Annotated in this window: 15 protein-coding genes and 2 pseudogenes; 6 read left to right on the top strand and 11 right to left on the bottom strand. The window is 54.3% G+C overall.

Annotated features, from left to right (window positions below):
- Positions 1–100: 100 nt before the first annotated feature.
- The 7 genes from AP057_RS07815 to AP057_RS07785 all read right to left on the bottom strand — a co-directional run bounded on the left by AP057_RS07815 (position 101) and on the right by AP057_RS07785 (position 2691).
- The gene (locus AP057_RS07815) at positions 101–322 is read right to left on the bottom strand and encodes a spore germination protein (RefSeq protein WP_055358447.1); all 222 of its coding nucleotides are present in this window, start codon (positions 320–322) and stop codon (positions 101–103) included.
- A 355-nt stretch (positions 323–677) separates the two neighbouring features.
- A complete protein-coding gene (locus AP057_RS07810) occupies positions 678–1064 on the bottom strand; it encodes a spore germination protein GerPE (protein WP_055358446.1) in 387 nt (128 codons plus the stop codon).
- Entirely contained in the window at positions 1061–1252 is a 192-nt protein-coding gene (locus AP057_RS07805) for a hypothetical protein (protein ID WP_033011648.1), read from the bottom strand. Before AP057_RS07805 ends, AP057_RS07810 begins: the two co-directional genes overlap by 4 nt.
- Positions 1249–1851 carry a spore germination protein GerPC gene (locus tag AP057_RS07800; protein ID WP_055358445.1) on the bottom strand — a complete coding sequence of 201 codons (603 nt, stop codon included), beginning with the start codon at positions 1849–1851 and terminating at the stop codon, positions 1249–1251. The genes AP057_RS07805 and AP057_RS07800 overlap by 4 nt, the downstream gene beginning before the upstream one ends.
- An 83-nt stretch (positions 1852–1934) precedes the next feature.
- The gene (locus AP057_RS07795; RefSeq protein ID WP_055358444.1) at positions 1935–2159 is read right to left on the bottom strand and encodes a spore germination protein GerPB; all 225 of its coding nucleotides are present in this window, start codon (positions 2157–2159) and stop codon (positions 1935–1937) included.
- A gap of 15 nt (positions 2160–2174) precedes the next feature.
- Positions 2175–2396, bottom strand: coding sequence for a spore germination protein (locus tag AP057_RS07790; protein ID WP_055358443.1), 222 nt, complete (start codon positions 2394–2396; stop codon positions 2175–2177).
- Between the two features lie 70 nt (positions 2397–2466).
- Positions 2467–2691, bottom strand: a complete 225-nt coding sequence (locus tag AP057_RS07785) for a spore germination protein (protein ID WP_055358442.1) — start codon at positions 2689–2691, stop codon at positions 2467–2469.
- Between the two features lie 144 nt (positions 2692–2835).
- On the opposite strand from AP057_RS07785, the gene AP057_RS07780 reads away from it, so the two are divergent.
- The 3 genes and pseudogenes from AP057_RS07780 to AP057_RS07770 all read left to right on the top strand — a co-directional run bounded on the left by AP057_RS07780 (position 2836) and on the right by AP057_RS07770 (position 5664).
- Positions 2836–3060: a spore germination protein gene (locus AP057_RS07780; protein ID WP_033013815.1), complete on the top strand. Its 225-nt coding sequence runs from the start codon at positions 2836–2838 to the stop codon at positions 3058–3060.
- Positions 3061–3160: 100 nt separating this feature from the next.
- Positions 3161–4363, top strand: a pseudogene (locus tag AP057_RS07775) (class I adenylate-forming enzyme family protein).
- A gap of 137 nt (positions 4364–4500) precedes the next feature.
- Positions 4501–5664: a DUF418 domain-containing protein gene (locus AP057_RS07770; RefSeq protein ID WP_055358441.1), complete on the top strand. Its 1164-nt coding sequence runs from the start codon at positions 4501–4503 to the stop codon at positions 5662–5664.
- 13 nt (positions 5665–5677) lie between these two features.
- Here AP057_RS07770 and AP057_RS07765 read toward each other — a convergent pair whose 3' ends face one another.
- Entirely contained in the window at positions 5678–5848 is a 171-nt protein-coding gene (locus AP057_RS07765; protein WP_055358440.1) for an aspartyl-phosphate phosphatase Spo0E family protein, read from the bottom strand.
- 311 nt (positions 5849–6159) lie between these two features.
- Here AP057_RS07765 and AP057_RS18045 point away from each other — a divergent pair, with 311 nt between their 5' ends.
- The 3 genes and pseudogenes from AP057_RS18045 (at position 6160) to AP057_RS07755 (ending at position 7022) form a co-directional block, all read left to right on the top strand.
- Positions 6160–6294 (top strand): hypothetical protein, encoded by a 135-nt coding sequence (locus AP057_RS18045; RefSeq protein ID WP_255350133.1) that lies wholly within the window; start codon positions 6160–6162, stop codon positions 6292–6294.
- A pseudogene (locus tag AP057_RS07760) lies at positions 6243–6524 on the top strand (fumarylacetoacetate hydrolase family protein); the annotation flags it as partial. The gene AP057_RS18045 and the pseudogene AP057_RS07760, both read left to right, overlap by 52 nt.
- 144 nt (positions 6525–6668) lie before the next feature.
- Positions 6669–7022, top strand: coding sequence for a YisL family protein (locus AP057_RS07755; protein WP_025950975.1), 354 nt, complete (start codon positions 6669–6671; stop codon positions 7020–7022).
- A gap of 39 nt (positions 7023–7061) precedes the next feature.
- On the opposite strand, the gene AP057_RS07750 is transcribed toward AP057_RS07755, so the two are convergent.
- From AP057_RS07750 to mutS, 3 genes are all read right to left on the bottom strand, one after another.
- Positions 7062–7610 (bottom strand): DUF2777 domain-containing protein, encoded by a 549-nt coding sequence (locus AP057_RS07750; RefSeq protein ID WP_033013813.1) that lies wholly within the window; start codon positions 7608–7610, stop codon positions 7062–7064.
- A 397-nt stretch (positions 7611–8007) separates the two neighbouring features.
- A complete protein-coding gene (locus AP057_RS07745; RefSeq protein ID WP_055358439.1) occupies positions 8008–9288 on the bottom strand; it encodes an IS110 family transposase in 1281 nt (426 codons plus the stop codon).
- 108 nt (positions 9289–9396) lie between these two features.
- Entirely contained in the window at positions 9397–12105 is a 2709-nt protein-coding gene (mutS, locus tag AP057_RS07740; protein ID WP_055358438.1) for a DNA mismatch repair protein MutS, read from the bottom strand.
- Positions 12106–12132: the final 27 nt, after the last annotated feature.

The following is a 12132-nucleotide window of genomic DNA, read 5'->3' as shown; positions in this document are numbered from 1 at the left end:
GTGCTTGGCGGATGCGTTGCCAGCGGCCGCTGCGCCGGCTGGTTAGTCCGGCCCACTGGATTGAAGGAACGGGGGGATAGGGGGCGGTCTTTGCCCCCATTTAGTTGTTGGCGGCCACGTTTTGGTCAGATACATCGGGATCAAACGCATTTGTAAAGCTGATTGCGTTGTTTGTCATGATAAAGTCGCCGGTGTTGAACCCGCCGGATCCAGCCTGCGTTTTCGTGGCGACTTTTGGTGCGATATACAAGCAGTCGCCCATTTGCACGACCGCGCCGCTGCCGACGTTGTTGATTTTGATCGGACCGACGAATGAAGGCATTACAGCTCTTCCTTTCTATATAGACTCCCATGACAAAAAAATTTCGTCACCATCGGAAGGATGAAAAGACCTCTATGTTGAATTTTACAACTTTACACATTTTGGAGTTCGGGTATTTTCAGGATAGATGCAATTTGAAGATTTACCATTTGCAACTTTTACCGAGTATTTGATCGACTGTCGGGCGACCGAACAACGCCACTTCCAGACCCATTATATAGGTCTGTGAAGCAGGCGGTTGTTCGGTCCTCCGTCACGCCAAGGCGTGACGGAGAAGCCTGTGGCTTTCCCTCGACAGTCGAAAAGGGGCAAACCGTTTTTCCGTCAGGGGACATGTTAAACTTCCTCGTTGCCTCTATATATCTGCTGCTGACGACATCGGGCCGGCCAGCTGGCGGATATGTTTGATGCGCGCTTCGCCTTCAGCGATGGAGGTTGAGCCGATGTGGACAACGGCCGAAGAGGAGATCCCTAGCACGCGGATCGACCGGACGGAAATGACCGGGGATTCGTGGAGCGTCTGTTGTGATGCAACCGGCGGCGGGGAAGACCAGCGTGGAATCGGCTTGGTAAAAATCGGGAGTGTTTGTTCCCCTTCTGGCTCGAAAAACAGCTCGTATTGCCGCTGCACGGCTAAAGCGCGTGTGCGGGCGGAAATCCGTTCAGAGTCGCCGATTTGCAGCACAGAGCTAATAATCAACGTTTCGGCATGGAGCGCCTGAACGATCGATGTCCGTTTCACGATGCCCCACCCCGAGCCGGCACGAGCGGGACAAACGGGCCGATGATGAGCGATTCCGGCGGCGTATCAAACGCGGACGATAAGTTGATCACATCAGCATCGCCGATTAAAAACAGCGAGGCGCTGGCGACGGCTGTCAAGCGGATGTCCCCGACATGCACGTCGCGGTTAATGACGGTATAATTCACGTTGATTCCTCCCCTGAAGGCAAGTGTTTCAAAAACGCGTCGAGCGATTGTTCAATATCCGCTTTCACTTTTTGGAAGATCTCGTTTTCGACCGTTTCATCGCGATCGCCCGCGGGAACATAGCCTTGGTTTGCTTTCTCTTGCAAATAAAAGCGGATGCGTTCATCCGTCTGTCGGGCGATATCTTGCAAAATAAACTGCCGGTACGTATCATCAAGGCGGCGGTTGTATTGCTGCTCAAGCCGCTTCAATGTTTCTGCCGCCTCACTGTTTAAGTAGGCGGCTACTTTTTCCTGAATCGGGCGCATCAACACCGGCTCCGGCTTTGGGACGACGGTTTTCACCGGTTCGACAGCGAAATCTTCGATGGTGCCGCCGGCCCCCGGTGGGGCGATGCCGATATTGAGCGTTCCTTCGAGCGTTTCCACTTTCAGCTGGTCAAATTTGTATTCAATTCGCTCGATCGTAGTGCGCGGCTGCGATTCCAGCTCCCGCAGCCGGGATTCGAGAACGGAAAGACGTCGTTCGAGTGTCCGTACTTTGTTTGTCTGCCATAATAAATAGCGGCGCAGTTGGACGAAATAGTCGTATATACTCATGGTGCACCATCATCCTCTCTACATTCCCCTCTTACTTCAATATATGGACGGCCTGTCGTCCTCATCACTTTTTTTCTCTGCATTTAGCGGGTGGTCGAATGGAGAGGAACGAGAGGAGCGGACGGCTGGGCGGCGGTGCCAAGCGGCACGGTCGCTTGCGAAGCCGGGCCAGTGAAACCGCCGGTGTTGGCAAGCGTTGACAATGCTTGGATGCTGCCGGCGCTGCCGATTTGCAAAACGGATGAGTTGGTGACGGAGCCAATCCGCAATTGATGGATGCAAATGCTTTGGCTGATGTAAACATTCAACCTCCTTCTCCTCCTTCATACGTTCCCGACGACATTTTCATCGGCGACATCGGCGTCATTCGTATTCGTATTGCTGTAATAGTTGTAGACATGAAGCCCGTCGCCGGTGTTGAACGAGCCGGCGCCGGCGAACGTTTTGGTCACGCTTTGCGGGGAAATCGCAAACACGTCGCCGATATGGAACACGCCGCCGCTTCCGATGCTATTCAGTTTCACGATTCCGACAAAAGCCGGCATGGGGCATGCTCCTTTCCCAGCTTCGCAGTTGCTGCTATAGTGTATGGGCGCAAGCCGGCTGACGTTCGCCCTAATTGTTCGCGGCTGTGTTCGCGTCTATCATATCCGGATCGCCGGTGTTGGTAAAGCTGACAAATGTGTTCGTTTGCAGGAAATCACCGTTGTTGCTTCCCCCAGAGCCGGTGTGCGATTTGGACGTACTCTTTGGGGCGATTTGCAAAACATCGCCAAAATTGACCGTGCCATCTCCGCTCACATGAGTGATTTTAATCGGTCCGCTGATAAACGAAGGCACTCGCTCCCCCTCCTTTTGTTCCCATTGTTATAGCATATTGTATAAAAAAAACACGTAACTGGTTCAACGCGGGGCGGATGTCCAATCGGAGGTTAAGTTGTCAGCATATGCTAATGAGAAGGAATGGAAAGGAAGGGACAACCGATGCCAGCGATCGTCATCGGCGGGATTAAAGTAACGAGTGTAGGCGGCAACGGCACGGTGAACATGGGCGACGTGCTGCAAATCGCTCCCAAAAGCACCTCAAAGACGAATTCAGGCGCCGGCGGCGGCAATACGGGCGACTTTTTGCAGACGAATACGTTTTGCAGCGTCACCAATACAGTGGACCCGGATGTGTTCGACGCTGGAGCGAAAGGGAACAATTAGACGGCCGAATGACCAAAAAGACCGTCTTTTTCTTTTGTCCATCTTCATCTATAATATAATTATGAATTTTCTAAAATATAAGCTTGGGGGGGATGGGAGAATGAACGCACCGCTTGTTCTGACCCATTTTTTAGACCGCGCTGTCGCTCTGTACGGGGACAAGCCGGCGATGATTTGTTCCGGACGGACGGTGACATACAGGTAGCTTGGCGAACGAGTGCGGAGGCTCGCCAATGGGTTGCGTGAGCTCGGCATCCGCAAAGGGGGATCGCGTGGCGTAGCTCGCGCCGAACATGCTGGAAATGCTGGAAGGGTTTTACGGTGTATTTGAGGTGAGAGGGGTGATGGTGCCGCTGAATACGCGGCTGAAATCGGATGATTACGTTTTTATTTTGAATCATAGCGAAACGAAAGTGTTGTTTGTGGATCAGGAACTGTATGGGCTGATTGCACCAGTCAAAAACAAGCTTGAAACGGTCGAGGAGATCATTGTCCACCATAAAACAGAGGCGGCGATTGATGAAATCGATTACGATGAATGGCTCGCCGCCCAGTCGTCAGCGCCGGTTCCGCACCGCCGCCGGCATTTATCGCACGCGTTGAGGAAAAGCTCGGCTGGGAGTTTATCCAGGTGTACGGCATGACCGAATCATCTCCGCTCAGCACGATTTCGCTCATTCGTCCGCAGCTTGACGGACTGCCTGTGGAGCAAAAGCAGCGGATCAAGGCAAAAGCCGGCTATCCGATGATCGGCTGCGAAGTGAAGGTGGTGAATGACAACGGCGAGGAAGTGCCGGTGGACGGCCGAACGATTGGAGAAGTGATCGTCCGCAGCCATGGCGTCATGAAAGGATATTGGAAAAACGAAGAAGCAACCGCCGCAACGATCCGTGACGGGTGGCTGCATACCGGCGATATGGCGACCGTCGATGAATACGGGCATATTGATATCGTCGACCGGAAAAAAGATATTATTATTAGCGGAGGAGAAAATGTTTCGTCGATTGAAGTCGAAGGGGCGCTTTATGAACATCCTGCTGTGCTCGAGGCAGCGGTCATTGCCGCGCCGCACGAAAAATGGGGCGAAACGCCGCATGCGTTTGTCGTCGTCCGACCAGGGTACAATGTGACAGAGGAAGAGCTGATTGCTTTCTCACGGGAAAAACTAGCCCATTTCAAAGCCATTACGGGTGTTACGTTTGTTGATGAGCTGCCGAAAACAGCCTCCGGAAAAATTCAGAAAGTACACTTGCGCCGCCAATATTGGGATGCAATCGGAAAATCGGGTCGCTATGTCAACTGATGATACAGGCATGTGTCTTCAGACGGACAGAGGAGAGCGCGCCGAATGAAATGAATAAGGCGGCGGGCGTGCCGGCAAGACGGTAAGGCGCCGCCGATTGCGCAGACGACTAGGCAGTAGAAAGAAGGGAGAAAGCGATGATCAGATCGACCGAGCGAATCGCTGCGGCGGATGTGTTGCGTGGATTCGCCTTGCTCGGCATTTTGCTTGTCAACATGCGTTATGTTTCCTCGCCAGCGTTATACAACGAAAGCGTCAAGGGCGGTGCTTTTGACCGAGTTTTGGACGCGGTCGTCGACGTATTGTTTGAAGCGAGCGCCTATCCGTTGTTTGCGTTTTTATTCGGGTTCGGGGCGATGACCATGTTCCGCCGGATCAGCAGCCGCGGAAAGCGGCCGATTCCGATTCTGTTGCGCCGCTTCTTTCTTTTGCTTGGGATCGGCATTGCTCATGCGTTTGGCCTTTGGTTTGGCGATATTTTAATCCCCTATGCGGTCGCCGGGTTCATCATGCTTTTCTTTTTCGCCGCCCCGCCTCGTTGGTGGCGGACGGCGGCTGTTGCCGTCTTTTTTCTTTTTCACGGCCTCATGGCGCTGTTGTTAACGCTCAATGTATTGACCGGAGAAATGGAGACAGCCGGCGGCCACGAGACCGCGGCGGCCGCGGCGGTTCGCCATTATCGAAACGGAACGTTTCGTGACGTGTTTTGGCAACGGTGGAACGACTGGATGTATATCAACGGCGATGGAGGGCTTTTGCTTACGGTGTTGACCGTGCTGCCGTTTTGTTTGCTTGGCGGCTATGCCGCCGACCAACGTTGGCTTGAAGCCGATCGTCACTCGCCTGCGAAGCTGCGCCGCCTGATGAGGTGGGCGCTATGTTTTGGTTTAGCACTGAAAACCATTCCGTATTGGGCTGGGGTCAACGACTTGACCATGTACATCCAAGACAGCTTTGGAGGCGCAGCATTGGCGGTGTTCTACGCGGCGGCCGCCGTGTTCGTCTGCGGGAAACGAAGTTGGCAGCGCGCTTGGCGGTGGTGGCAAGACGTTGGCAAAATGTCGCTCACTCATTATCTCGCGCAATCGCTCGTTTGCACGTCGCTGTTTTATGGTTATGGGCTTGGGTGGTACGGACGCACAAGCGCATGGCAGGAGATGTTGATTGCGTTTGCTTTGTATGCGACTCAAGTGTGGATAAGCCGCTTTTGGTTTGCGCGTTTTCATTATGGTCCGGTTGAGTGGATGTGGAGGTGGGGGATATACGGAACGCGGCCGCCGTTTCGCCGCCGGCCGGGGTAATAAAAACCCCCGCTTACTGAACGGACGGGGAAGGCGATTCCAACATTCTCGTGTGCTGCAAATATTGGTTGATCAATTGGTCAAGCTCTTGGCTGCAGTCGATCGTCTCTTTGGCCGTGAACCCATACGTGAGCGCCAATTCAATCATTTGTTGTCGTTTTTCTTCAATTTGCAACAGAACCATTTCCTTCACCATCAATGTTTGAAATGTTGGTTAAGACATGCCGCGTCGATGCAAGACGTTTGTTGCATGACGAAAGTCGCAATCGACGCCCTAGTGGAAACTAAACATTATTATACATATCCCGACGAAAAGAGGAAGCGATTCGGGAAAATAAGTGATAAATTTACTAATTTAGACAAAATTCTACAAAAACAGGACTTTTTCGCCTCGATGGCGAATATCATCCTCAACGCGCCAAAATGATGAAGACGGGTGGAAGAGAAGAGTTTACGAAGCGTCCGCTACATAACAAAGAAAGGGAGAGAGGCACGATGAAACTGATCACCGCACTTTTCGATGGAGAAACGTTTGTTGGAGCCGTGCCGCAAGGAGACGACCGGGCGGTTCATTTGCGCCGCGCCGTTTTGTCCCGAATCCTAATGACTTGCGCATTGAAACGCGGGTGAACGGGGAAGTGCGCCAGCGCGCGAGCACGAAACAGTTGATTTTTTCCATTGAATCGATCATCGAGACGATCTCCAAAGGCATTACGCTTGAGCCGGGCGACATCATTGCGACAGGAACGCCGGCTGGAGTCGGCAAAGGGATGAACCCGCCGCGTTTTTTGCAGACGGGTGATGTCATTGAGGTGACGGTGGAAGGCATCGGCATGTTGCGCAACAAAGTGGGAGAGTAAACGGCGAAAGTGAGGAAGCCCCCATTGATGCTCAAAAGGCGTCCTCTTGAAAGAAAGGGCGTCTTTCGTTTTCGTGAAGTTTGTCAACCGTCCGCCCGCCGTGCTATGATGGGAAGGAACAAGGAATGGTTGGAGGGATGGATGTTGACGCATGCCCATATTACGAGCTGGCTCATCACGATTGTTTTGTTTTTCCTTGCGGTGTCGATGGAGCGGCAAGGGGCGGGCAAAGCCAAGATCGTGCAAATGGTGTTGCGGCTGTTTTACATTCTCACGATCGCGACGGGGGGGCTTTTGCTGCATAGCATTGCTTCGATATCCGCGCTTTATTGGCTAAAAGCGCTTGCCGGGCTGTGGGTGATCGGAGCGATGGAAATGGTTTTAGCAGCTGTAAAAAAAGGAAAAAGCGCGGCGGCAGGATGGACGCAATGGGTCATTGCCCTTGTGGTGACGCTGTTCCTTGGCCTGCTGCTGCCGCTTGGTTTTGACTTATTCTAAAGCGAAGCGGCAGCCTTCTATTGGTTGCCGCTTTTGTCCTCAGCCTATTTGGGCGCAAATCGCCCGTTCGCCGCTGTTGAATGTTATTTCAAATCGGTCGGCCGGCATCGGCCCGCGTTCATAGTAATGATGGACGCTGGCGATTTGCTCTGTATTGTCATAGATCATAAAATTGACGCCGGATGATTTGGCAAACAATAAGCCGTTGTAGCAGTACAGGCAGTCGTAAAGCGAAAACCCAAGATGGTTCAGCCATTGGACGTATTGAAAAAAGGACGGATTGGGAAGCGAGGCAAGCCATTGCCGGTACGCGTATGTCAGCTGTTTGCGGAAGCGGATGCGGTCGCCGTCAGTGAGGGGGAAGATGCCGAGGTCGGTCGCGATCGTGCCGTTTTCCTGCCACCGTCCGGACAGCCAATGCCCATAGCGGAACAGTTTAATCCCTTGCTGGGCCATCTCCTCGACTAACACCGCTTCCTCTGCTTCCTCATCAAAAAACACCCATTCATTGTTGACAAACTCCGCTGTTCCTTGCACGTAAGCCCGCGGCTGTTCAGCAATGCACTGCAGGCGCTCTTCAATATTCAATGTCTCTCATCCTCCCTCTAGAAATGTTGATTTATCAAGGCTTTTCGGCCCCTCAGGGGTGTCCAAAAAATATTTTTCGACAAAATCTCTTACATCCTTTTTCAGTTTTGTGGATATCTTACAGACCTAGGGTGCGCTTCGCGGCCACGGCTGGTTATATTTTCCTGCCGTGGGGGAAGCGTATTCGATGCACCCTTTGGATCTCCGCGTCGCTGATGAGGACGAACCCTCCCATGTCTCCGGGCGTCTTCGCGCCAACATTCCCTCGTTCGGTCTCGTCATCAGGCGGAGGCCGGCCAAGCTCCTTTGGGGACTCAAGGTCGAATGGATAAAATCACGCCAGCTTCTCCGGTGTCATCTCGTTGTCCAACGATTCTTCCGTTCGCAGGGGGAGGCCTTAGGCCGCCCGTTGCACCTGGGACAAGACGTCCTGTTTCATTCGCTCCGCGTCAAACGCTTGTTTCTTCGTACAAATCGCAAACAGCACATTCAACAGCTTCCGGCACAAGGCGACGATGGACTGCTTTCCGGTCAGCGGATTGACGGATCGGGTCGTATAATACTCATGCAGCTCGCGAAACGCCTCGTTRTGCCGAATCAGCGGAATCATCGCCCGAAACAGCACCGAGCGCAGCCGTTTCCGTCCCCGTTTGGAGATGTGCTTTTGCCCTTTGCGCTGGCCGGAGGAGTTCTCCTTGAGCGTCAGGCCCGCCAACTTCACCAATTGGCGCGGGTCCCGATAATGGGCGAAGCTGCCGATCTCCGCCAGCAGATCGATGATCGTGGCGTCTCCCAACCCGTCGACCGTTTTCAACCATTGGTACTCCATCGTCGTTTGAACCAATGCCTTCAACTCGGCGTCCAGTGCAGCGATCTCCGCCTCCAATTGGCGGTATCGGCGGACGAGCGCGGCGATCTCAAACCGGGCCATCGCTGTCCCTTCCGTCACCCCAATCGAGTCCTTCGCGGTGTTGATCAACGCCTGAATTTTGGCCTTCTGCGGGCATTTCATCCCTTCGCTTTGCCGGTACACCTCAAGAAGCTCCTCCACCGTCCGGCCGGCCATATCAGCCGGAAGCGGCGTCCACTCCAACACCGAAAGCGCCGTTTTCCCCAAGTCACGAAACACGGTCCAAAACTCTGGAAAATACCGATCCGTCCAGCGGACGATCGCGTTTTTCACCGCCGTCTGTTCCTTGCGGAGCTTCTCTTTGAGCGTGCTCCCCACGCGCAAATCGGCTTCAATCTCGTGCAGCAGCCGGGGAACGAGGAATCGTCCGTCTTTTGCCAGTCTGGCAATGACCAGGGCGTCTTTGGCGTCGTGTTTCGTCGGCAGGTTGTCATCAAGTTCTTTCGACCGGCACACATGCGCCGGGTTGACCATGACCAACGGGATCCCGTGCTCCTCGAGGAAGTAGGCCAGGTTCAACCAGTAGTGCCCGGTCGGCTCCACSGCGACGATCACCTCTGACTTCCCAAACGCTTGCATCGCCTCCTGAATCGCTTTATACAGCTGCTGAAACCCCTCTTTCGACTGGAAGATCGGGAACGACTTGCGAAGCACGCGCCCCCGGTCATCCACGAAGCAGGCGTAGTGGGTTCGTTTCGCGATATCAATACCCACGACAAGCGTTTGTTCGGTTACTTGATCAATTTTATAGTTTTGTGTACAATTCATCTGAAGTCCTCCTTGGTATGGTGAGTGATGTGGTTGACACCCCTGCATCATACCAAGAGGGCTTTTTTTGATCAAGTCCCCGGAAAAGCTCCTAACGGGAATGCTCCTTTACTTGAGGAGCTTTTGCAGTTCATACAGTTTGTTGAGCGCCTCAAGCGGCGTCATCTCGAGCAAATTGATCTCTTTCAGCGCCGCGAGCGCCTTTTTCTCTTTGCTTGAAAGCGGCGGCTCCACAGGCGCCGGGGCAAGGTCAGGAAACATGCTCAGCTGCTCAAACGCCGCTTCCGCCAAAACGCCATCCCGCGCCGCGCCGGCTGACGGACGGGAGGCCTTCTCGCGCTCAACCTTGCTGCCGACGTCTAACGCTTCGTTCCCCTGAAAAGCCAAACCCGCTTCCGCCAAAGCGCCATCGTCCATCCTGCCTGCGGCGGCTTCCTGTTTTCCCGCCGCTTTCTCCAGTTCCGCTAAAATGGACCGCGCGCGTTCAATGAGCGAAGCCGGCAGCCCGGCCAGTTCGGCGACGTGAATGCCGTAGCTCTTGTCGGCCGGCCCGTCGGCGATTTGATGCAAAAAGACGACTTTGCCGTTTTCCTCGATGGCGCGGGCATGGACGTTCGAAAGCCGCGGGAGCGAACGCTCCAAGGCGGTGAGTTCATGGTAGTGGGTGCTAAATAGTGTTTTCGCGCCGATATGGTCGTGAATGTACTCAATGATCGCCTGGGCGAGCGCCATGCCGTCGTACGTCGATGTGCCGCGCCCGATTTCATCAAACAAAATGAGGCTGTTTTGCGTCGCATGAGCGATGGCGCGGCGCGCTTCGAGCATCTCGACCATAAACGTGCTTTGCCCTGCCGACAGGTCGTCAGCGGCGCCGATGCGGGTGAACACTTGGTCAAAAATGGGCAGCACCGCCCGCTCGGCGGGAACGAAACAGCCGATTTGCGCCATGACGGCGGTGAGCGCCACTTGCCGCATGTACGTGCTTTTTCCAGCCATGTTCGGTCCAGTGATGAGCAGCATTTCCCGCTCGCGGTTCATGTAGCAGTCATTCGGCACGTACATTTGCGCGCCGAGCACTTTTTCGACAACCGGGTGGCGGCCGCCTTGAATCACCAAGACGCGCTCCGTGGAAAACTGCGGACGCACGTAGCGATACTCGTCGCTGATCGTTGCGAATGATTGAAGCACATCAAGCTCGGCAATGGCTTTCGCCAACGTCTGCAGGCGCGGGATGTATTGCTTCACCTGCTCGCGAATGGCGACAAACAGTTCATATTCGAGTTCGATGCTTTTTTCTTCCGCCTCCAAAATGAGCGCCTCTTTTTCCTTCAACTCCGGGGTGATAAACCGCTCGGCGTTGGCGAGCGTCTGCTTCCGCTCGTAACGTCCTTCCGGAACAAGGGGGAGATTGGGCTTTGTCACTTCAATATAGTAGCCAAACACTCGGTTGTAGCCGACTTTGAGCGATTTGATGCCGGTCGCTTCCCGCTCTTTCGCCTCAAGTTCAGCGATCCACGCTTTGCCGTTGCGGCTCGCATCGCGGTAGCGATCGAGCTGCTTGTCATACCCGTCTTTGATGAGGTTCCCTTCTTTGACGGAAAGCGGCGGCTGTTCTTGAATCGAGCGCTCGAGCAAATCGACGAGCTCTTCGCACGGGTCAAGGCGCTCGCACAGCTTGTCCGCTTCAGCGAGCGGCAGCGCGCCGACCGTCTGACGGAGCGCCGGCACTTGAAGAAGCGACTTTTTCAGCTGCACGAGATCGCGGGCATTGGCGTTGCCGTAGGAGACACGGCCGACAAGGCGCTCAATGTCGTAAACGCCGCGCAGCCTGTCGCGCAGCTCCTGCCGTTCAAAATAGCTCGTTTTCAACGTTTCCACAAAATCGAGGCGCCGTTCGATTTCGCGCCGATCAATGAGCGGCCGGTCCAGCCATTGTTTTAAGAGCCGCCCGCCCATCGCTGTCACCGTTTCATCCAAAAGCCATAACAACGAGCCTTTCCTTCCTTTTGACCGCACCGTTTCGACCAATTCCAAATGCAGCTTGGAATGTCGGTCCATTTTCATATAGTGGTCAACTTGATACAACTCAGCCGGCTGCAAATGATCGAGCCGCCGCTTTTGCGTGCGGACGAGGTAATGAAGCAAACGGGCTGCGGCCTGCCGCAGCTTTTCTTGCACCACATGGCCGATGACGCCGTTCCATTCGTCGCATAGCGATGTGTCGTCCTCATAAGAGACCGCCGCCCCGTACCGCTCTTTCAGCTCGCGCACCCACTCTTCGCCGCTGTCTGTGGCAACGATGATCTCCCGCGCTCCAACGGCGTGCAATTCGTTTGCCGTTTCCTCCCACGAAGAAAGAAGCGTAAGCCGAATCTCGCCGGTCGACAAATCGGCGTAAGCCAATCCGTATGTACCATCAGCAAACGGCGTGAGCGCCGCCAAGTAGTGATTTTCCTTCTCGGTGAGCCCTTTGCCTTCCATGAGCGTCCCTGGGGTGATGAGCTGCACCACTTCGCGGCGAACGACGCCTTTGGCCGTTTTCGGGTCTTCGACTTGTTCGCAAATGGCGACTTTATATCCCTTTTCGATTAACTGTTCAATATATCCTTGCGCCGAATGGTACGGCACCCCGCACATCGGCACCCGTTCATCGCCGCCGTCGCGGCTTGTTAATGTAATTTCCAGCTCTTGCGCCGCCTTGATGGCGTCGTCAAAAAACAGTTCGTAAAAATCGCCAAGCCGGAAAAATAAAAACGCGTCCGGATATTGCGCTTTAATGTGCAAATATTGCTGGATCATCGGTGTGTACGATGGCATCGCTTCTCCCCAACCTTTTCGGCCCGA

The sequence above is a fragment of the Geobacillus sp. Sah69 genome (assembly GCF_001414205.1).
Classification (GTDB): Bacteria; Bacillota; Bacilli; order Bacillales; family Anoxybacillaceae; genus Geobacillus; species Geobacillus stearothermophilus.
Note: the sequence above shows the minus strand (reverse complement) of the source record. Positions and strands in the feature narration are given on the sequence as shown.